The 19,223-nt window shown below is 60.3% G+C and carries 21 protein-coding genes; 5 read left to right on the top strand and 16 right to left on the bottom strand.

Translation table 11 applies throughout. The features are described from left to right. Positions 1-11: 11 nt before the first annotated feature. From atpA to argC, 15 genes are all read right to left on the bottom strand, one after another. Positions 12-1,556, bottom strand: a complete 1,545-nt coding sequence (atpA, locus tag ACGLWX_RS10450) for a F0F1 ATP synthase subunit alpha (RefSeq protein ID WP_396239564.1) — start codon at positions 1,554-1,556, stop codon at positions 12-14. 16 nt (positions 1,557-1,572) lie between these two features. Beyond that, positions 1,573-2,106, bottom strand: a complete 534-nt coding sequence (locus tag ACGLWX_RS10445) for a F0F1 ATP synthase subunit delta (protein WP_252107854.1) — start codon at positions 2,104-2,106, stop codon at positions 1,573-1,575. An 11-nt stretch (positions 2,107-2,117) separates the two neighbouring features. Further along, positions 2,118-2,588 carry a F0F1 ATP synthase subunit B gene (locus ACGLWX_RS10440; protein WP_252107853.1) on the bottom strand — a complete coding sequence of 157 codons (471 nt, stop codon included), beginning with the start codon at positions 2,586-2,588 and terminating at the stop codon, positions 2,118-2,120. A 76-nt stretch (positions 2,589-2,664) separates the two neighbouring features. Then, on the bottom strand, positions 2,665-2,892 hold the full coding sequence (atpE, locus tag ACGLWX_RS10435) for a F0F1 ATP synthase subunit C (RefSeq protein WP_252107852.1): 228 nt from the start codon (positions 2,890-2,892) through the stop codon (positions 2,665-2,667). Between the two features lie 68 nt (positions 2,893-2,960). Further along, positions 2,961-3,788, bottom strand: a complete 828-nt coding sequence (gene atpB / locus ACGLWX_RS10430; protein WP_252107850.1) for a F0F1 ATP synthase subunit A — start codon at positions 3,786-3,788, stop codon at positions 2,961-2,963. A 12-nt stretch (positions 3,789-3,800) separates the two neighbouring features. Further along, entirely contained in the window at positions 3,801-4,196 is a 396-nt protein-coding gene (locus ACGLWX_RS10425) for an ATP synthase subunit I (RefSeq protein WP_396239562.1), read from the bottom strand. 258 nt (positions 4,197-4,454) lie between these two features. After that, positions 4,455-5,384, bottom strand: coding sequence for a ParB/RepB/Spo0J family partition protein (locus ACGLWX_RS10420; protein ID WP_396239560.1), 930 nt, complete (start codon positions 5,382-5,384; stop codon positions 4,455-4,457). Between the two features lie 43 nt (positions 5,385-5,427). Next, entirely contained in the window at positions 5,428-6,195 is a 768-nt protein-coding gene (locus ACGLWX_RS10415) for a ParA family protein (RefSeq protein ID WP_396239558.1), read from the bottom strand. Further along, on the bottom strand, positions 6,195-6,860 hold the full coding sequence (gene rsmG, locus ACGLWX_RS10410) for a 16S rRNA (guanine(527)-N(7))-methyltransferase RsmG (protein ID WP_396239556.1): 666 nt from the start codon (positions 6,858-6,860) through the stop codon (positions 6,195-6,197). The genes ACGLWX_RS10415 and rsmG overlap by 1 nt, the downstream gene beginning before the upstream one ends. Beyond that, positions 6,857-8,761, bottom strand: coding sequence for a tRNA uridine-5-carboxymethylaminomethyl(34) synthesis enzyme MnmG (mnmG, locus tag ACGLWX_RS10405; RefSeq protein ID WP_396239554.1), 1,905 nt, complete (start codon positions 8,759-8,761; stop codon positions 6,857-6,859). The genes rsmG and mnmG overlap by 4 nt, the downstream gene beginning before the upstream one ends. 577 nt (positions 8,762-9,338) lie before the next feature. Then, positions 9,339-10,109 carry an amino acid ABC transporter ATP-binding protein gene (locus ACGLWX_RS10400; RefSeq protein WP_396239552.1) on the bottom strand — a complete coding sequence of 257 codons (771 nt, stop codon included), beginning with the start codon at positions 10,107-10,109 and terminating at the stop codon, positions 9,339-9,341. Positions 10,110-10,119: 10 nt separating this feature from the next. Further along, positions 10,120-10,791 (bottom strand): amino acid ABC transporter permease, encoded by a 672-nt coding sequence (locus ACGLWX_RS10395; protein WP_252107841.1) that lies wholly within the window; start codon positions 10,789-10,791, stop codon positions 10,120-10,122. Positions 10,792-10,887: 96 nt separating this feature from the next. Beyond that, positions 10,888-11,655: a transporter substrate-binding domain-containing protein gene (locus ACGLWX_RS10390; RefSeq protein ID WP_396239550.1), complete on the bottom strand. Its 768-nt coding sequence runs from the start codon at positions 11,653-11,655 to the stop codon at positions 10,888-10,890. Positions 11,656-11,804: 149 nt separating this feature from the next. Continuing rightward, complete coding sequence (gene erpA, locus ACGLWX_RS10385) at positions 11,805-12,158, bottom strand: iron-sulfur cluster insertion protein ErpA (RefSeq protein WP_252107838.1); 354 nt, start codon at positions 12,156-12,158, stop codon at positions 11,805-11,807. A 114-nt stretch (positions 12,159-12,272) separates the two neighbouring features. Beyond that, positions 12,273-13,307: an N-acetyl-gamma-glutamyl-phosphate reductase gene (gene argC / locus ACGLWX_RS10380; RefSeq protein ID WP_396239548.1), complete on the bottom strand. Its 1,035-nt coding sequence runs from the start codon at positions 13,305-13,307 to the stop codon at positions 12,273-12,275. Positions 13,308-13,538: 231 nt separating this feature from the next. On the opposite strand from argC, the gene ACGLWX_RS10375 reads away from it, so the two are divergent. The 5 genes from ACGLWX_RS10375 to ACGLWX_RS10355 all read left to right on the top strand — a co-directional run bounded on the left by ACGLWX_RS10375 (position 13,539) and on the right by ACGLWX_RS10355 (position 18,413). Beyond that, positions 13,539-15,347 carry a chloride channel protein gene (locus ACGLWX_RS10375; protein WP_396239546.1) on the top strand — a complete coding sequence of 603 codons (1,809 nt, stop codon included), beginning with the start codon at positions 13,539-13,541 and terminating at the stop codon, positions 15,345-15,347. Positions 15,348-15,356: 9 nt separating this feature from the next. Further along, the gene (hemJ, locus tag ACGLWX_RS10370) at positions 15,357-15,788 is read left to right on the top strand and encodes a protoporphyrinogen oxidase HemJ (RefSeq protein ID WP_252107828.1); all 432 of its coding nucleotides are present in this window, start codon (positions 15,357-15,359) and stop codon (positions 15,786-15,788) included. Continuing rightward, positions 15,788-16,597 (top strand): hydroxymethylpyrimidine/phosphomethylpyrimidine kinase, encoded by an 810-nt coding sequence (locus tag ACGLWX_RS10365; protein ID WP_396239544.1) that lies wholly within the window; start codon positions 15,788-15,790, stop codon positions 16,595-16,597. Before hemJ ends, ACGLWX_RS10365 begins: the two co-directional genes overlap by 1 nt. A gap of 92 nt (positions 16,598-16,689) precedes the next feature. Continuing rightward, complete coding sequence (gene hemL, locus ACGLWX_RS10360; RefSeq protein WP_396239542.1) at positions 16,690-17,970, top strand: glutamate-1-semialdehyde 2,1-aminomutase; 1,281 nt, start codon at positions 16,690-16,692, stop codon at positions 17,968-17,970. A gap of 173 nt (positions 17,971-18,143) precedes the next feature. Further along, entirely contained in the window at positions 18,144-18,413 is a 270-nt protein-coding gene (locus ACGLWX_RS10355) for a hypothetical protein (protein ID WP_252107815.1), read from the top strand. 81 nt (positions 18,414-18,494) lie between these two features. On the opposite strand, the gene ACGLWX_RS10350 is transcribed toward ACGLWX_RS10355, so the two are convergent. Continuing rightward, a complete protein-coding gene (locus tag ACGLWX_RS10350) occupies positions 18,495-19,205 on the bottom strand; it encodes a curlin subunit CsgB (RefSeq protein WP_252107813.1) in 711 nt (236 codons plus the stop codon). Positions 19,206-19,223: the final 18 nt, after the last annotated feature.

Raw genomic sequence — 19,223 nt, 5'->3', positions numbered from 1 at the left:
CGGGCCGATCATTACCAGCTCTGAGTCGCCTTGAACTGTTCGAGACCCGACTTCAAGCCGTTTTTGATCTCGTCGTTGTAGTCGCCGGTCTGGTTGATCTTGTCCATCAGGTCAGCGTGCTCGGACTTCATGTAGTCGTGCAGGGCACGCTCGAAATCCAGCACCTTGTCGACGCTGACATCATCCAGATGACCTTCGTTGGCGGCGCACAGGGTAAGCGCCATTTCAGCCACGGACATCGGCGAGTATTGATTCTGCTTCATAAGCTCGGTGACGCGCTGACCGTGCTCGAGCTGCTTGCGCGTAGCTTCGTCCAAGTCAGAGGCGAACTGCGAGAACGCCGCCAGCTCACGATACTGGGCCAGTGCCAGACGCACGCTGCCGCCAAGCTTTTTGATGATCTTGGTCTGAGCCGAACCACCGACACGAGATACCGACAAACCGGCGTTGATCGCCGGGCGGATGCCCGAGTTGAACAGGTTCGTTTCCAGGAAGATCTGACCGTCGGTGATCGAGATCACGTTGGTCGGAACGAACGCGGAGACGTCGCCGCCCTGGGTCTCGATGATCGGAAGCGCGGTCAGCGAGCCGGTCTTGCCGGTCACTTCGCCGTTCGTGAACTTCTCGACGTAGTCGGCGTTGACGCGCGCGGCGCGCTCGAGCAGACGCGAGTGGAGGTAGAACACGTCACCCGGGTAAGCTTCACGGCCCGGCGGACGGCGCAGCAGCAGCGATACCTGACGATACGCCACGGCCTGCTTGGAGAGATCGTCGTAGACGATTAGCGCGTCTTCGCCGCGGTCGCGGAAGTACTCGCCCATGGTGCAGCCGGAGTAGGCGGCGAGGAACTGCATCGGCGCGGGATCGGCAGCGCCGGCCGCAACCACGATGGTGTGTTCCATCGCGCCGTGCTCTTCGAGCTTGCGCACGATGTTGGCAATGGTCGACTGCTTCTGGCCGATCGCGACGTAGACACAGGTCACGCCCTTGCCTTTCTGGTTGATGATCGCGTCGATGGCGATCGCCGACTTACCGATCTGACGGTCGCCGATGATCAGCTCACGCTGACCGCGACCGATCGGCACCATGGAATCGATCGACTTCAGACCGGTCTGGATCGGCTCGTCGACGGACTGACGCGTGATGACGCCCGGCGCGACTTTCTCGACCGCGTCGGTCATCTTGGCGTCGATGTCGCCCTTGCCATCGATGGGGTTACCCAGTGCGTCGACCACGCGGCCAACCAGCTCCGGACCCACCGGCACTTCGAGGATGCGACCGGTGCACTTGGCGGTCATGCCCTCTTCGAGGAGCAGGTAGTCACCCAGTACAACGGCACCCACGGAGTCGCGCTCCAGGTTGAGTACCATGCCGAACACGGAGTTCGGAAATTCAATCATTTCACCAAACATTGCGTCTTCGAGGCCGTGAATTTTCACGATACCGTCGGAAACGGTGACGATGGTGCCCTGATTACGGGCTTCGGATGCGACGTCAAGCTTTTCGATACGCTGCTTGATGATGTCGCTGATCTCGGAAGGATTCAGTTGCTGCATGCCATGTCCCTCGGACTCAAGCGGTGAGCGCGTCAGAAAGGCGGTTCAATCGACCGCGTACCGAACCGTCAATGACGGTGTCGCCGGCACGCAGGATGACACCGCCGATGAGCGACTTGTCTACCTGAGTAGTAATGGAGATTTCGCGATTCAGACGCTTTTTAAGCGCGTTTGCCAACTTGGTTTTCTGCGGCGCCGTCAGCTTATAGGCCGACGTGACCAGCACCTCGACACGCTCCTCGTGTTCAGCGCGCAGGCGCTCGAACTGATCGGCGATGAAGGGCAGGGCCATGAGGCGCCCCTGAGCGGCCAGCGTCGTCAAAAAACGAGAAAGGCCGTCGGGCTTTTCCGCCAGCAGGTCGCCCAGAAGCTCGACCTTTTGCTCACTAGACACCTTGGGGCTGCCAAGCACCCGGCGAAGGGTGTCGTCGGCGACCGCAACGCTTAGAAAGTTCAGCGTTTGGGACCAGCTATCAAACGCCTGTTGGTCACGCGCGTATTCAAACGCCGCCTTGGCGTAAGGACGAGCGACGGTCAGTAATTCCGCCATGGGTCACCTCCTTACAGTTCGGCGGCAAGCTCATCAAGCAACTTGCGATGTGCGTTCTCGTCGACCGACTCTTGCAAAATACGCTCAGCGCCGATGATCGCGAGGTGAGACACCTGAGCACGAAGCTCGCTTTTCGCGCGGTTGACCTCTTGCTCGATTTCCGAGCGGGCGCTTGCAACGATGCGTTCGCCTTCGGCTCGCGCCTGTTCCCGCGCCTCTTCGATCATCTGGGCAGAGCGCTTGTTGGCCTGCTCGATGATCTGTGAAGCTTGCTCCTTACTCTCCTTGAGCGTCTGCTCGGAGCGCTCTTGGGCAAGCTCGAGATCGCGCGTTGCACGGCTGGCTGCGTCCAAACCATCAGCAATTTTCTTCTGGCGCTCGTGAAGCGCGTTGCTGATCGGAGGCCACACGTACTTTATGCAAAACCAGACAAAGATCGCAAAGGCGATCGTCTGCCCGATAAGCGTCATGTTGATATTCACAGGACTGTACCTCTGACAAGTTCGTGGCGACCGGGGTAAAACAAAACCGAGCGTTGAAGCGCCCGGTCAGGTTTGATTAACCGGCAACAACGAAGATCAGGTACATCGCGATACCAACACCGATCATCGGTACCGCATCCAGCAGACCCGCCATAAGGAAGGTTTTGGTTTGCAGCTGGTCGCCAAGCTCCGGCTGGCGAGCGGTAGACTCAATCAGCTTACCGCCGAGGATGGCAAAGCCGATACCGGTGCCGAGTGCACCCAGACCGATCATGATGGAAGCAGCAATGTAGATCATTTCCATGGTAATGCTCCTGGTTTTTCAAGTTGAAGGTTGAGGTTGAGGGTTGAAGTTAAGGGTGGATCTTGAGATCAGTGGTGTTCGTGAGCGGCGCTCAGGTAGACCACGGACAAAACGGTAAAGATGAACGCCTGCAGGGTGACGATCAGGATGTGGAAGATGGCCCACGGCACGTCCAGCACCCAGATGGCCCAGAAGGGCAGCATGGCGATCAGGATGAAGATCACTTCACCGGCAAACATGTTGCCGAACAGACGCATCGCGAGGCTGAACGGCTTGACCAGCAGCGATACGATTTCGAGCACCAGGTTGAAGGGAATCAACAGCCAGTGATTGAACGGGGTCAGCGAAAGCTCGCGAGCAAAACCGCCCACGCCCTTCACCTTGAAGCTGTAGTAGAGGATCAAACCGAACACGCCCAGCGCCAGGCCGAGGGTAGCGTTGACGTCGGTGGTGGGTACGATCTTCATGTAATCGACGCCGAGCTTAGCGAACAGCACCGGGAAGAAGTCGACGGGGATGATCTTCAGCGTGTTCATGAACAGAATCCAAACGAACAGCGTCAGTGCCAGCGGTGGAATCAACGGGTTATGACCCTTGAAGGCGCCCTGAATCATGTTTTCGACGAACTCGAACACCATCTCGACGGCGTTTTGCAGGCCGCCCGGCACGCCGGTGGTCGCCATTTTACCCGCCTTGCGGAACAGCCAGACGAACAGAAGGCCCATCGCGATCGACCAGCCCATGGTGTCCAGGTGGATCGCCCAAAAGCCCATTTCGCTCGCCTCTTCGGCGCTATGCGCCAGCGACCAGCCGTTGACCGGATGATGACCAAAGGTCAGATTCTGCAAGTGGTGCTGGATATAGTAAGTCGTCGAGACTTCGTTACCTGCGGCCATGGAGATGTCACCTCAATCAGTTGTACGGCGTTTCAGCATTAACCAGGGCGCCAGCCAATGCGTCAGTATCACCGCAACATAAGCGCTAAAAAATAAAGTAGGGTTTGAAGGAGGCACTGCCACGAAGACCAGCGTGAAAAGTGCCACCGTCAAACCAAACTTGCCTGCCTCGGCGCGCAGCAGGTGCGTGGCGCCGGCTCTGCGGCCACGAGTGCGAAGAAACCCCATTCGCTGTATGAAAAATGCCTGCGGCAGTATTGCCACCAGCGCCCCGATCAGCACAGAAACGCTGCCAGACACATCGGCCGCTGGGTACGCAAGCGCCGCGCCGAGCAGCATGATGGCTAACTGAGCGAGCGTGAGCTGAACGATATAGGTTCTGCGCCGCTGCGTTTCGAATCGCTGCATAGCCCCCGGCCCAACCCCTCGGCACTCGCGTGTCAGCATCGAAGGCTGAAGCCGTGGCGTTCGCTGTTTTACTCTTTGCCGTTCCGTTACTGCGAACAACCTGCACAAATCTTGCGCGATTATAGGGAAGCGCTATCGCACCTTCAACCGAAGTTGCGTCTAATTTGCGGGTTTACGCGCGCAGTTGCGACCAAAGCGCTAAAAAAAGGGGCTAACGTGTGGCCATTTAATGAGCCTGCTATTTATTCAGCCAACCCGCTATTTGATGTGCCCGAGAATGCCATCGAGCTCTTCGAGGCTGGTGTAGCGAATGGTCACCTTGCCCTTGCCGCGCTGGCCGTGGTCGATCGACACCGGCGCGCCGAGCAACTCCCCAAGCTGGGTTTCGAGCCGCGTAACGTCTGCGGTCTTGTTCGAGCGTTTGGGCGCGGCCTTGGCGGCTTCATCGCTGCCAAGCTTTTTGACCAGCGCTTCGGTGGCGCGCACGGTCAGGTCATTGTTGACCACCTCGTGAGCGATACGGCGCTGCTGGGCGCTGGTGAGCGATAAAAGCGCGCGGGCGTGGCCCATATCGAGATCGCCGCGCTCCAAAAGCGTCTGCACCTCGTTATCCAGGCTCAAAAGCCGCAAGAGATTCGCTACCTGGGTGCGCGATTTGCCGACCGCATCGGCGATCTGCTGCTGGGTGAGTTCGAACTCGTCGCCCAGGCGCTTGAGCGCGATCGCCTCTTCCACCGCGTTGAGGTTCTCGCGCTGTATGTTCTCGATCAGGGCAAGTGCCAGCGCGACGTCGTCGCTGACGTCACGAATGACCGCGGGGATAACGTCGAGTTCGGCGAGCTGCGCGGCGCGCCAGCGCCGTTCGCCGGCGATGATCTCGTAGCGAGACTCGCCCACCGGGCGCACGACGATCGGCTGCATCACGCCCTGGGCACGGATCGAGTCGGCGAGTTCCTCAAGGGCTTCGGGCTGAATATCGCGGCGAGGCTGGTACTTGCCGCGGCTCAGTTGGCCCAGCGGCAAACGCTCGAGACGCTCGTTGTCGGCGGCCTCGACGACGACGCTCGACGGCGCTGTATCGACGCTTTCAAACGTTTCCTCACTGGTGAGATCCAGACTGTCACGACGACGTGCGCCCGCTCCGATGAGGGCGTCCAGGCCACGTCCTAGCGCGCGTTTACGCGTCATGCGCTTCCCCTTAAACGTTGAGTCAATACCCGGCCGTCAGGCGCTAAAGTGCCAGCTTGCGAATCATCTCTTTGGCGAGCACGCGATACGCCTGGCTTCCCCGCGAAAAGCGCGCGTAGTGGGTGACCGGCAGGCCGTGGCTCGGCGCCTCGGCCACCTTCACATTGCGCGGAATGGTGGTCTTGAGCAGCGCATCGCCGAAAAAGTCCCGCAGTTGCTTGTCCACTTCCCGCGTCAGGCTCGTGCGCTTATCGTACATGGTGCGCAATATACCGGAAATCGCGAGCTCCGGATTGACGCTCTCCTTAATCTGCTCAACGGTATCCAAAAGCGCCGATAGCCCTTCGAGGGCGTAGAACTCGCACTGCAGCGGGATCAGCACGCCGTGGGCAGCGGTCAGCGCGTTGACGGTCAGCATGTTGAGCGACGGCGGGCAGTCGATCAGCACCACGTCGTAGTTCTCGGCCACTGTGCTGAGCGCGGTAGAGAGCCGACTCTGGCGCTCGTCGCGATCCAGAAGTTCGACCTCCGCGGCGGTGAGATCACCGTTACCCGGTAGCACGTCGAAGTTGACCGGCAGATTCTTGATGATCGCCTCATGAGCGCTGGCCTCACCGAGCAGCACGTCCAGTACGCTCTTGTCCAGATCGTACTTGTCGATCCCGCTGCCCATGCTGGCGTGGCCTTGGGGGTCGAGATCCACCAGCAGCACGCGGCGGTCGAGACTCGCCAGGCTCGCCGCGAGATTGACGGCCGAGGTGGACTTGCCCACGCCGCCTTTTTGGTTGGTCAGGGCAATGATCTGGCTCACTACAAGGCTCCTTCAGGGGTCAAAATCAACAGCTGCCGGGTCGCCGTCTCATAGGGGATTGGCAGCCGATGCCGCGCTGTCAGCGCGATATCGGCGGGAAGTGCACTGAGTTCATCGTCGGCGCCGGGGCCTTTCATGGCCAGCCACTGCCCGCCGGGGCCCACGAGCTTTCGGGTCAGCTCGACAAAGTCGACCAGGCTTGCAAACGCACGGGAGACGACCTGATCGAAGGTCCGCTCGCCAAAGGCTTCGACCCGCACCTGGGTCGGGGTCGCGTTGTCGATCGAAAGCTCCATGACCGCCTGGCGCTGAAAGCGCACCTTCTTGCCGTTGCTGTCGACCAGCGTGACTTGAACCTCGGGCTTCAAAATGGCAATCACCAGGCCCGGAAGGCCTGGACCCGCACCGACGTCGAGCAGCGTATCGCCGTGCACGAAAGGCGCGATGGCGGCGCTGTCCAGTACGTGACGAGAGACCATCTCGACCGGATCGCGCACCGCGGTGAGGTTATAAGCCCGGTTCCACTTGTGCAACAGCGCCACCAACCTCAAAAGCCGCTCGCGCTGGGAAGCGCTGACCTCGAGACCAAGGGTATCGAGGCCGTCATCCAGCCGGGTAGCAACGTCAGCGGACAGGTCGTTCAAAAGCGGAGACAGCGAACTCATCCGTTCGCTACCTCGGCGCTGCCAATCAGGCGGCGCTTTTTCAGATGGATCAGCAGAATCGAGACTGCTGCCGGAGTCACGCCGGAAATACGCGCCGCGTGGGCCAGGGTTTCCGGGCGGGCATCCATGAGCTTCTGGCGAATCTCGTTGGAGAGGCCCTCGACCTTTTGATAGTCGAGTTCTGCCGGCAGCGGCGTGTTCTCGTGGCGCTTGAGCTTGTCGATCTCGTCCTGCTGGCGGTCGATATAGCCCTGGTACTTGGCGTGGATCTGTACCTGCTCAGCCACGGCGCCGCTCTGCACCGCCTCGCTTTCAAGGCCGGGAAGCGCTGCGATATCGGCGTAGGTCAGCTCCGGGCGCTTAAGAAGATCCGCCAGCGAGTACTCGCGATTAAGCGGATGGCCGGTTTTCTCGGCGACTTTTTCGGCGGCGGCGGTGTTGGGCTGGACCCATACCGACGTGAGGCGTGCGCTTTCGCGCTCGATCGCCTCGCGCTTTTCGCTAAACGCCTTGAAGCGTGCGTCGTCGACCAGGCCAAGCTCGCGGCCTTTTTCGGTCAGGCGTAGATCCGCGTTGTCCTCGCGCAGCATCAGGCGATACTCCGCTCTTGATGTGAACATGCGGTAGGGCTCTTTGGTGCCCATGGTGATCAGGTCATCGACCAGTACGCCAAGATACGCCTCGTCGCGGCGCGGATGCCAGGACTCGAGCGACTTCGCCCGGCGGGCGGCGTTGAGCCCGGCCAAAAGCCCCTGGGCGCCGGCCTCTTCGTAACCCGTGGTGCCATTGATCTGGCCGGCGAAAAACAGGTTGTGGATAAATTTGGTTTCCAGCGAGTGCTTGAGATCCCGCGGATCGAAGAAATCGTACTCGATGGCGTAGCCCGGGCGCGTGATGTGGGCGTTTTCCAGCCCTTTCATCGAGCGCACCACCTGAAGCTGAACGTCGAAAGGCAGCGAGGTGGAAATACCGTTGGGGTAAAGCTCGTTGGTGTCCAGCCCTTCGGGCTCGATGAACACCTGATGACTCGACTTGTCCGCGAAGCGGTGAACCTTGTCCTCGATCGACGGGCAGTAGCGCGGACCGGTGCTCTCGATCACCCCGGAGTACATCGGCGAGCGATCGAGATTCGCCATGATGATGTCGTGAGCGCGCTGGTTGGTGTGCGCGATATGGCAGCTCACCTGGCGCGGGTGCATGTCGCGCGAGCCCAGATAGGACATGACCGGTGTTGGCGTATCGCCGGGCTGCTCTTCGAGCTGGCTAAAATCCACGCTTTTGGCGTCGATACGCGGCGGCGTGCCGGTTTTTAGTCGATCGACGCGAAACGGCAGCGCGCGCAGGCGCTCGGCCAAGGCGTTGGAGGGCGGGTCGCCCGCACGGCCGCCGCGGCTGGTATCGAGCCCGATATGAATCACGCCGCCCAGGAATGTACCGGTCGAGAGCACGACGGTTTCGGACATGAAGCGGATGCCGGTTTCGGTAACGACGCCGCGCACGGTGTCGTTATCCACAACCAGATCGCCCGCCGCCTGCTGAAAGATCGTCAGGTTCGGCTGGTTTTCGAGCATGCCGCGAATGGCTGCCTTGTAGCGTACCCGGTCGGCCTGAGCGCGAGTGGCGCGCACCGCGGGCCCCTTGCGGGCATTCAACACGCGAAACTGAATACCGCCCAGGTCAGTGGCAAGCCCCATGGCGCCGCCCAGCGCATCGATTTCTTTCACCAGGTGGCTTTTGCCGATACCGCCGATGGCGGGATTACACGACATTTGGCCCAGGGTTTCGATGTTATGAGTGAGCAGCAGGGTTTGACAACCCATGCGAGCAGAGGCCAGTGCGGCTTCGGTTCCCGCATGGCCACCGCCGATGACAATCACGTCAAAGCGGTCGGGGTAATTCAATTGACACCTCAACTTGGCCCTTCCAAAAAGCGCCGATCGATCGTTTGAGAACGAGGCTCGCCTCGATAAGCCCGCCAGTATAAACCTCCTGTGAATAACAGTCAGGTTTTTCCACACCTCGGTTTGTCAGTACTGATCTACTAATAACAAAATAAAAAATATAAAGAGAAGTTCTGTTGATGTTGTAACTACTGGTGTGGATAAAATCTGTGTATAAGCCATTAAAAATTATATTTTTCAAATCACTATATTGTTGACCAAACGGTGATTAAAGGGCGTAGTTGCTGCGCAGAAGCGGTGTTGGGGCTGTGGATCGAATGGGCATTTATACACAGCGCCAAAAAAACACGGCTTATCCACCGACGCATACCGACGCTGTGCGCGCGCTTGTGAACATCAGAGCCAGCGTTTGATAAATGGCTTTAAAGCGCGAATGGCGGGCGACGTAGGCAGGCATGAAAAAAATCGAAAAAAAATTGTCCACAGGCAAAAAAAGAGCCTGTCGCAAGGACAGGCTCAAAAAATAGCCGGTTTTGGTGAAGGATTTTTAGCGTATAGCGCGCCTTAAGTACGCGTTTCAGTGCTTGAGTACGCGGGCCAAAAACGATTGAGTACGTTCGTGTTGGGGGGTATCGAACAGCTGCTCTGGCGGGCCCTCTTCGGTGATCTCTCCTTTATGAATGAAGATGACACGATCGGCGACTTCGCGGGCAAAGCCCATTTCGTGGGTGACGATCACCATGGTCATGCCCTCTCTGGCAAGCTCGCGCATGGCGTCGAGCACCTCGCCGATCATCTCCGGGTCGAGCGCCGACGTGGGCTCATCAAACAGCATCAGCCGGGGTTCCATGGCCAGCGCCCGGGCCAGCGCCACACGCTGCTGCTGGCCGCCGGAGAGCTGGCTGGGATACTTGTTCGCTTGGTCGGCGATGCCCACGCGGTCGAGCAGGCGCTTTGCGGTTTGGGTCGCTTGGTCCCGGCGCTGGCCGCGCACCTTGATCGGCGCCAGGGTGACGTTGTCGATCACGCTCAAATGCGGAAAGAGGTTGAACTGCTGAAAGACCATGCCGACTTCGGTGCGAATGGTTTGAAGCGCTTTTGAGCTCTTCCCATAGGGTTTTAGCGTGTTGTTATCCACCTCCAGGGTGCCGGACTGAAACTCCTCGAGCCCGTTGATACACCGAATCAGGGTGGATTTACCCGAGCCGCTTGCGCCGATCACTACGACGACTTCGCCAGAGGTGATCTCAAGGTCGATATTGTTGAGCACGTGCAGGGCGCCAAAGTGCTTGTTGAGCTTTTCCATGCGCACGATGGGAGCGGGGTGTGAAGATCGGTTCGCTGTCATGGCGCGCTCCTTATTGGCCGGCAAGGTTCGAACGCTCGACCAGGCGCAGCACCACGGAGAGCGTCCAGGTGATGGCCAGATACAAAAGGGCCACCATGAAGTAGACCTCGAGCGCGGTGAAGGTGGTGGCGATGTAGATCTGGCCCTGGCGTACCAGCTCGCCAACGCCGATCACCGAGAACAGTGAGGTGTCCTTGATACTGATGATCGCCTGATTACCCAACGGTGGCACCATGCGTCTAAGCGCCTGGGGCCAAATCACGTAGCGAAACGACTGGGCGCGAGAAAGCCCGAGCGAAAGAGAGGCCTCGCGCTGACCGCGCTCGATGGACTGCACGCCGCCGCGCACGATTTCCGAAATGTAGGCGCCGGAGTTCACCGCGATGGCGGCAATACCGGCGACCAGCGCGTTGATCGGCCCGCCCAGAAGCTGCGGCAGCCCGTAGAAGATGAACAGTACCTGCACCAGAATCGGCGTGCCGCGAAAGACTTCGATGTAGATCGTCGCGACCCAGCGCATCCAGGCCACGGGGCTGATGCGCAAGAGGCCGAAGAAGATGCCGATGAAAAAACCGATGGCCAGGCCGCCGAAGGAGATGGCCAGCGTCCACGGAATACCGGGTAACAGGTGGGGGATCGAGGCAAACGCCGCCGACCAGTCGAACTCAAAGGTAACGTCCACGCGTTATCTCCAGGTGAAAATTACAGGTAGTACGGGTAAACAAAGGGTCGGGCGTTATCGCCCGACCCTGAAGGAGTGCGTTACTCGAGAGCCGCGTTAGTCGGCGGTCGGCGCTTCACCGAACCACTTCTCGTAGATCTCGTCGTAGGTGCCGTCTTCGCGCATGGCCGCGAGCGCTTCGTTGCTCGGCTCTAGCCACTCGCTGCCCTTGTGGAAAACGAAGCCGTACTGCTGGCCTTCGTAAAGCGGGCCGACCACTTTGGTACGGCCTTCGCCGCGGGTTTGAGAGAAGTAAGCGACGTTGGGCGCGTCATACAGCACCGCGTCGACGTTGCGGCCCAACAGCGCCATGTACATGTCGGCAGTGCCCGGGTAGGGGGTAATGTCGGCGTCTTCACCCAGCTCCTGCTGCAGGAAGTTGTAGCTGGTCGAGCCGATCTTGGTGGCGATGCTCATGCCTTCCAGATCGTCGATCGCTTCGACGTCGTCGTTATCGGCGCGCACGATAATCTGCAGGCCGGAGTCGTAGTAGGGGTCAGAGAAATCGACGACCTGAGCGCGCTCGTCGGTAATCGTGATACCGGCGATAGCGATCTCCTGGCTGCCGGTCTGGACCGCCGGGATGATGCCCGAGAACTCCATGGTGGTCAGATTGACCTCGAAGCCGGCGCGGCGGGCGACTTCGTTGATGATGTCCATATCGAAGCCGATCATTTCGCCGGAGTCCGGGTCCATCATCTCGAAGGGAACGAAGCTTGGGTCGGTAGCCACGTTGACCGATGGTGTCTGGGCCAGTGCGGCAGTACTGCCAAGACTCAGCGTCAGGGCGGCGGCGATAGCGCTATAGCTAAGCGTATTGTTCATGTGTTTCCCCGTGATGTTATAGGGCACGGCGTTTCGGGCAGCCATTGCCCGTACGCGCGCGCCGTTTTAGACCTATCAACCTTGGCGAGAAACCGCCAAGGCGTCAAGTCACGAGAAAGCAGGGGAGTTAACGCAAGTGCCCGGCGGGCTCAAACCATGAAGGAGGCGCCGCACCCGCAGGTGGTGGTGGCGTTGGGGTTTTGCACGCGAAAACGCGCGCCGGCCAGGCCCTCTTCGAAATCGACGGTGGAGCCGACCAAGTACTGGTAGGAGAGCGGGTCGACCACCAGGGTGGCATCGCCGAACTCGATGAGCGTGTCATCGTCGTCGACGCTATCGGCGAAATCGAATCCGTACTGAAAGCCCGAGCAGCCGCCGCCGGTCACGTAGACGCGCAGTTTCAGCGCGGGGTTTTGCTCCTCGCTCATCAGCGCCTTGATACGCTGGCGGGCGCTGTCGGATAGCAGTAGTGGGGTTGGTACGAAAGCTTCTGCACCGCTCATGGGTACCTCCCGCAAGCTGAATGGCTGGATGAAAGGGCAATTATGGGTAATCCCCAGCAAAAGGGTCAACTATTGCGTGCCCTTTTGCCGGGAGATCGCGTCGTGCCCGAGCGCTTACGGCATTAGCGCCGGGGCGTTGAGGCCGGTTTTTTCGTCGAAGCCAAACATCAGGTTCAGGTTCTGAATCGCTTGGCCGGAGGCGCCCTTGACCAGGTTGTCGATCACCGACAGCACCACGACCGTGTCGCCGCCTTCCGGGCGATGAACGGCGATCCGGCAGGTGTTGTTGCCTTTCACGCTGCGCGTTTCTGGGTGGCTACCAGCGGGCATGACGTCGACGAAGGGCTCGTCCCGATAGCGCGCCTCGAACAGCGCCTGCAGATCCTCGGCGCTTTCGGTTAGCGTCGAGTAGAGCGTGGCGTGGATGCCGCGAATCATCGGCGTCAGGTGCGGCACGAAGGTGAGCTTGATGTTTCCCGCCTGCATGTCGTTCAGGCCCTGGCTGATTTCCGGCAGGTGGCGGTGGCCGGAGGCGCCGTAAGCCTTGAAGGATTCACTCGCCTCGGCGAGCAGCGAGGGCACCTTGGCCCCGCGTCCGGCGCCGGTCACGCCGGATTTGCAGTCGGCGATCAGCCGGGTCGGGTCGACCAGTCCTGCTTCCAGCAGCGGCAGATAGCCAAGCTGCACGGCGGTGGGGTAGCAGCCGGGCACGGCGATCAGGCGCGCGGTCTTGATCTTTTCGCGGTGCATCTCGGGCAGCCCGTAGACGGCTTCCTCGAGCAGTTCCGGGGCGCCGTGTGGCTGGCCATACCAGCGGCTCCACTCGTCGGCGTCGCGCAGGCGAAAGTCCGCTGAGAGATCGATTACCCGAGTGCCGCCTTTTAAAAGCTCGCCGGCCAGCGCGTGGGCCACGCCGTGGGGGGTAGCGAAAAAAACCGCATCCATGGCGCTTAAGGCGCGGGCGTCGGGTTCGCTAAAGGCGAGCCCATCAAAATGGCCGCGCAGGTTGGGGTACATGTCGCTCACCTTGACCCCGGCTTCCGAGCGCGAGGTGATCGCCTCGACGCTAACCTCGGGATGTCCGGCCAGAAGCCGCAATAGCTCTACGCCGGTGTACCCCGTACCGCCTACGATGCCGACCTTGATCACACGCCACCCCTTATCCGTTCTCTGGTTTGATTCGAATACGTCGTTCACAGCCTAATAAACTGGCGACGGGCTGTCCAAGCTCGTCAAACTGTCCAAGCTCGTCGAGCTATGATACACAAGAGTGGCGGCCCGTGAGCGCAGGGATCGGTGAGTGAACGCTTACTTTTTACCGGGTCGACAGCGCGCAGGGCACCTCTCTGATAAAAAAGCCAACAGCTAAGGAACGCGGTCGTGGCACGGTATTCCCGAGCAGATTTCACCCTGGAGGCCTTTCGCCGCCAGCTCGCCAACGTCGACGCACTGCCCCAGCTGTGCGTACTGGGACTGCTCTCCGGAATCATCACCGGGGCGGTGATGGTGGGCTTTCGCCTGCTGCTCGAAATGGGCGCAGTACTTTACATGCCCGACGCCAACCCGGAAGCTTTCGAAGGGCTCGCCCCTTGGCTTCGCGCGCTGCTGCCGCTGTTGGCGGTCACGGTGATCGGCGTGTTCCTTTACCGCCAGAAGGCCGCGGCGCAAAAGCTTGGCGTCAGCCACGTGATCGAGCGGCTCTCCTATCATCAGGGCCGCTTTCCGCTACGCAACTGGCTCAATCAGTGGTGGGTCGGCGTGGTGTCGGTGCTTGGCGGGCTCTCCGCTGGGCGTGAAGGCCCGGCCATCCACTTGGGCGCGGCGGCGTCGAGCGGGCTCGGGGTCAAGCTTCGGCTGCCCAACAACAGCCTGCGCGTGCTGGTCGCCTGCGGTACCGCGGCGGGCATTTCCGCCTCCTTCAATACGCCGATCGCCGGGGTCATCTTCGCCATGGAAGTGGTGATGATGGAGTACACGCTGATGAGCTTCATGCCGGTGATTCTGGCCTCGACCATGGGGGCGGTCGTGGCTCAGATGGTGTACGGCAGCGAACCCGCCTTTCGTATTCCCGAAGTCACCCTCGGCTCCTTGATGAACCTGCCCTGGGTGGTCATCACCGGGCTGTTTATCGGGCTTCTGGCCGGGCTGTTCATTCATATCGCGCGCAACAAGCGCCTGGCCGCGATGCCGCTGTGGATGCGCCTGGCGGCGGTGGGGCTTGCCACCTCGGCGATGGCCTGGTGGTTCCCTCAGGTGCAGGGTATCGGCTACGACAGCCTGGCCGCGGCGCTCAATAATCAGCTCGGCGTCTATGTGCTGCTGGGGCTGGTCGTCGCCAAGCTGTTGATCACCGCGCTGACCGTCGCCGGCGGCGTGCCTATCGGTATCATCGGCCCGGTGCTGGTGGTGGGTGCGGCGGCCGGAGCGCTCAGCGGCTCGCTGGGGCTCTGGATCTGGCCGGCCCCCGCCGCCGACCCCGGCGTATTCGCCATGCTCGGGATGGCAGCGATGATGGGCGCGGTGCTCCAAGCGCCGCTGGCCGCGCTCATGGCGCTTTTGGAGCTGACCCATACGCCGAACATCATGCTGCCGGGCATGCTGGTAGTGGTGGTGGCGTGTTTGACCTCGCGCCAGCTCACCGGCTGTGAAGGCTTTTTCCTGAGCTCCGTACGCTACGGGCTGCACCCACTGCAGCAGCCCTTGATGCAGGCGCTCTCACGCGTGTCGGTCCCGGCGGTGATGGAGCGCCAGCTGGTGCGCACCGAGCGCGTCGTCACGCCAGACCAGGCGCGCAAGCTTCTGGAAACCAATCCGGTATGGCTTCTGATCGAGCGCTCGAGCGACAAAAAGCCGGCGTTGGGGCTCAAGGCGGCGGCGCTGGCGCGCTGGCTTTTAGAGCACGACGAGGCGCTCGACGGTAAGCCGCCGCCGGAGGATGAACTGGTGGATCTTCTCGAAATTCCGGGTCAGCGCGTGGAAATGGCGCCGATCGCGCTTCAAGCCACGCTCTCCGAGGCGTTTTTGAAACTTCAGGACAACGCCCTGGGCGCGCTTTACGTGGTGCACGGTTATCGCCCGAAGCAGCAGCGAATTTCAGGTATCATTACCCGCGGTGCCATCGAGCGCTATTACCACTACTCGGATCCGAACGACAAAGCCGGACCGCGTGACAATGAGCCGACCGCGTAAGGAGAGACCATGTATTTATGGATGAAGGCTTTGCATTTGATGGCCATGGTGACCTGGTTCGCCGCGCTTTTTTATCTGCCCAGGCTTTTCGTTTACCACGCCACGGCTCGCGATGCTGGCGATGAGCAAGCGATCACTTACTTCAAAACCATGGAGCGCAAGCTCTACCGCGGGATCATGACGCCGTCGATGATTCTGGTACTGATTTTCGGCGGGATCATGCTTTACCTGGTGCCCGGCTGGATGAGCCAGGGCTGGATGCACGTCAAACTGACGCTGGTGGCGCTATTGATCGCCTACCACCACGTGTGCCTGATCTATCTCAAGCAGTTCGCCCAGAACCGCTGCACCAAAAGTCACACCTTCTTTCGCTTTTTCAATGAAGCCCCGGTAATCGTGCTGGTCGCGGTCGTCCTGCTTGCCGTGTTGAAGCCGTTTTAATGCACCAAACGCTTCCTCCCATCGTTTTGGTGTTGGCCGGGCACGACCCGACCGGCGGCGCAGGCCTGATCGCCGATAGCGAAGCCATCGCCGGCTGCGGCGGCTGGGCGCTGACGATCCCCACCGCCACCACCGTGCAAAACTGCCGCGATGTCCAGCGCGTGTTGCCCGCCGACCCGCAGATGATGCTGCAAAGCGCGGCGGCGCTTGGCGACTTCACTATTGGGGCGATCAAGCTGGGGCTTCTGGCCGACGCGCCGACGCTGTTGGCCGCCGAGCAGATCATCCGCCGCTTTCCCGGCGTTCCGGTGGTGGCGGACCCGGTATTGAAAGCCGGCGGCGGGGCTGAGTTATCCACAGCCGCTTTGCAAAAGCTCTACATCGACCGGCTGCTTCCGCTTGTGGATATCCTGACGCCCAACCGCTTTGAGCTGATGACGCTGACCCCGGATATTGCCGAAGGCGAGGACGACACCGCCCGCGCGGTGGCGCTGATCTCCCAGGGCTGCCAGGCGGTGCTGGTGACGGCCACCGACGACCCGCTGCCGGGTAATCCGGACCAGGTGGTGCATACGCTGCACTCGCCGGACACCACGCGGCAGTGGCAGTGGCCGCGCCTGCCGGAGCGTTTTCATGGCTCAGGCTGCACGCTCGCCTCGGCGATCGCCGCGCGCATGGCGGTGGGTGAGCGCTTACCAACCGCCTGCGAACAGGCGCAGCACTTTACCTGGCAGGCCCTGTCGAAGGCCTATGCGCCGGAAAGCGGCCAGTATCTTCCCCGCCGCTTGCCTCGCCCGACCCGCTTTTGATCTCATTGGCCGCCGATCGATAAAGCGCCTGTTTACGCCGCGCCGTCAGGCGCTAAGCTATCAATCATCGAGCCAACCACGCTGAGGATGCCATGACCACATCTGCCGAACTCTTCGAGCAAGCCACGCGCCACATTCCCGGCGGCGTCAATTCCCCCGTTCGCGCGTTCAAGGGCCTGCACCGCCCGCCGGTGTTCATGGAGCGCGCCCAAGGCGCCTACCTGTTCGACGTCGAGGGCAACCGCTACATCGACTACGTCGGCTCCTGGGGGCCAATGATCACCGGTCACGCCGACCAGGACGTACTGGCCGCGGTGCGCGCGCGTCTGGATAACGGGCTGTCATTCGGTACGCCCACCGCGGTCGAAACCACCATGGCAGATCTGATCTGCGAGATGATTCCCTCGATGGAGATGGTGCGCATGACCAGCTCCGGCACCGAGGCGACCATGTCGGCGATTCGCCTGGCCCGGGGCAGTACCGGCCGCGACAAGATCGTCAAGTTCGAGGGCAACTACCACGGCCACTCGGATTCACTGCTGGTGAAAGCCGGCTCCGGCGCTCTGACCCACGGTGAGCCTAGCTCGCCTGGCGTGCCGGCATCACTGGCCGAGCACACCATCACGCTCTCCTACAACGACCCGGAAGGCGTCGAGGCGTGCTTTGCCGAGATCGGTAGCGAGATCGCCTGTATCATCGTCGAGCCGGTAGCGGGCAACATGAACTGCATTCCACCGCAGCCCGGCTTTCTGGAAACCCTGCGCCGGGTGTGCAACGAGCACGGGAGCCTATTGATCTTTGACGAGGTAATGACCGGCTTTCGCGTAGCGCTTGGCGGTGCCCAGGCGCACTACGGGATCACGCCGGATCTGACCTGCCTTGGCAAGATCGTCGGCGGTGGCATGCCGGTCGGCGCCTTTGGCGGACGGCGCGATATCATGCATAACATCTCGCCCATGGGGCCGGTTTATCAGGCGGGTACGCTGTCGGGTAATCCGCTGGCCATGGCCGCTGGCGTTACGCTGCTACAAAAGCTCAAGGAACCAGGCTTTCACGACGCGCTGACTCAGCGGGTGCAGACGCTGTGTACCGGGCTTAAGGAGCGTGCTGACGCAGCGGGCGTGCCGATGATGACTCAGTCCGCCGGCGGCATGTTCGGGCTCTTTTTCACCTCTCAGTCGCGGGTCGATAACTTCGCCCAGGCCACCGCCTGCGACCCGGAAATCTTTCGCCGCTTCTTCAGCGCCATGCTCGATCATGGCGTGTATCTGGCGCCCTCGGCGTTCGAAGCGGGTTTCATGTCCAGCGCCCATACGCCGGAGGATATCCAAAAAACTCTGGAGGCCGCCGAAAAGGCGTTTGCGCTGCTTTAATCAGAGCGATCGGCAAACTGCTGCTACACTCAAAACGCCGCCCATCCGGGCGGCGTTTATGGTTGATGAGGTTACTCACCATGAAACGGCGATCGATTTGGTCTTATACACTGGGCGTTGCGGGTTTGGTGGGCGCCTTATCCACCGGCGCACTGGCCTATCAGGAGCAGGACATGACCCGAATTCAGATCAACATCAGCGGCACGGAAGGCGCGGAGTTTTCAGCGCACTGGCGGGTAAGCGACGGCGACCAGGTCACCGAGTACTCGGAGGAACGTATGAGCGTTCCCGCCGACTTCAGTTATGAAGGTACCGCATTAGAAGGTGAGGTCACGCTGTTAACCGACAACGAACGTTTGGAGGTAGATATCCTCAAGGGTACCAACCGCTCACGCTCATCGACCCAGGGTAAGGGGGGGACGCTAACCCTGCATCTTAGATAAGCGTTTTTAATAATTCTTGTGCATAAAAAAAACCGCCCTCAAGGGCGGTTTTGGCTTCCAATATCTTTGAGCGATAAACGCTTAGCGAGCCTGCTTTACAACGTTATTGTTGTAGCTGCCGTAAGTTTCGATAGTGGATTGATGAGCATTTTGAGTGTACAAAGCGCTTTGGCTAACTTGCTGGTAGTTGCCATAGCCGTTGGTCAGGATGTAAGAGTCGTGACGGTCGCCGCTTTGCATTACATTGTATTCGTTGTCGTTACCGCCTTGGTTAACGATAACGCTCTTCAGTTCGTTACCAGACTGTGTTACATCGGCAATGTTACGGTCGCCACGCAGAGTAACGGTGCTATCGTTCATGTTGCCGTTTTGATCGAGCATGGTCAGGTTATCGCTGCCGTAAGACTGCGCCACTGACTTGTCATCAAGGCCGTCTTGCATGATTTCAGCTACGTTACCGTTGCCGTTTTGAAGAACGTAGCTGTCGTTACCGTTCCCTACCTGGTTCACGACTGTATCGTTGCGGCTGCCTTGTTGCTGAATGCTGGAGACGTTCGCTGCCTCGAACGGAGTGGGAGCCTGGCCGACAACATCGTCCTGAACGACGGTAGCTGCGTTGTCGTTACCACGTTCCTGACGAATACGTGATTCCTGGTTACCGTACTGAGTAACGTTGGTGCTGTGTTCGTTGCCGTATTGGATAATGTAGGAATCGCTGGCGACTTGAGCAGAAGCAGCGGTGCTTAATGCAAGAGCGATACCAGCAGCGATAGTAGTGATTTGAGTTTTCATTTGGTGATTCCCCTTTAT

This window comes from Halomonas sp. HMF6819 (assembly GCF_044335525.1).
Classification (GTDB): Bacteria; Pseudomonadota; Gammaproteobacteria; order Pseudomonadales; family Halomonadaceae; genus Vreelandella.
The sequence above is the reverse complement of the archived record's forward strand: the minus strand, read 5'-3'. Positions and strand labels throughout refer to the sequence as shown.

What these genes read in the sequence shown, in the direction of transcription:
- ACGLWX_RS10390 (WP_396239550.1), bottom strand. Translation starts at nt 11,655, where the DNA reads ATGAACAATACGCTTAGCTATAGCGCTATCGCCGCCGCCCTGACGCTG.
- rsmG (WP_396239556.1), bottom strand. Translation starts at nt 6,860, where the DNA reads ATGAGTTCGCTGTCTCCGCTTTTGAACGACCTGTCCGCTGACGTTGCT.
- hemJ (WP_252107828.1), top strand. Translation starts at nt 15,357, where the DNA reads ATGTATTTATGGATGAAGGCTTTGCATTTGATGGCCATGGTGACCTGG.
- hemL (WP_396239542.1), top strand. Translation starts at nt 16,690, where the DNA reads ATGACCACATCTGCCGAACTCTTCGAGCAAGCCACGCGCCACATTCCC.
- ACGLWX_RS10365 (WP_396239544.1), top strand. Translation starts at nt 15,788, where the DNA reads ATGCACCAAACGCTTCCTCCCATCGTTTTGGTGTTGGCCGGGCACGAC.
- atpB (WP_252107850.1), bottom strand. Translation starts at nt 3,788, where the DNA reads ATGGCCGCAGGTAACGAAGTCTCGACGACTTACTATATCCAGCACCAC.
- atpE (WP_252107852.1), bottom strand. Translation starts at nt 2,892, where the DNA reads ATGGAAATGATCTACATTGCTGCTTCCATCATGATCGGTCTGGGTGCA.
- ACGLWX_RS10400 (WP_396239552.1), bottom strand. Translation starts at nt 10,109, where the DNA reads ATGACAGCGAACCGATCTTCACACCCCGCTCCCATCGTGCGCATGGAA.
- erpA (WP_252107838.1), bottom strand. Translation starts at nt 12,158, where the DNA reads ATGAGCGGTGCAGAAGCTTTCGTACCAACCCCACTACTGCTATCCGAC.
- ACGLWX_RS10350 (WP_252107813.1), bottom strand. Translation starts at nt 19,205, where the DNA reads ATGAAAACTCAAATCACTACTATCGCTGCTGGTATCGCTCTTGCATTA.
- ACGLWX_RS10420 (WP_396239560.1), bottom strand. Translation starts at nt 5,384, where the DNA reads ATGACGCGTAAACGCGCGCTAGGACGTGGCCTGGACGCCCTCATCGGA.
- ACGLWX_RS10355 (WP_252107815.1), top strand. Translation starts at nt 18,144, where the DNA reads ATGACCCGAATTCAGATCAACATCAGCGGCACGGAAGGCGCGGAGTTT.
- atpA (WP_396239564.1), bottom strand. Translation starts at nt 1,556, where the DNA reads ATGCAGCAACTGAATCCTTCCGAGATCAGCGACATCATCAAGCAGCGT.
- ACGLWX_RS10425 (WP_396239562.1), bottom strand. Translation starts at nt 4,196, where the DNA reads ATGCAGCGATTCGAAACGCAGCGGCGCAGAACCTATATCGTTCAGCTC.
- ACGLWX_RS10445 (WP_252107854.1), bottom strand. Translation starts at nt 2,106, where the DNA reads ATGGCGGAATTACTGACCGTCGCTCGTCCTTACGCCAAGGCGGCGTTT.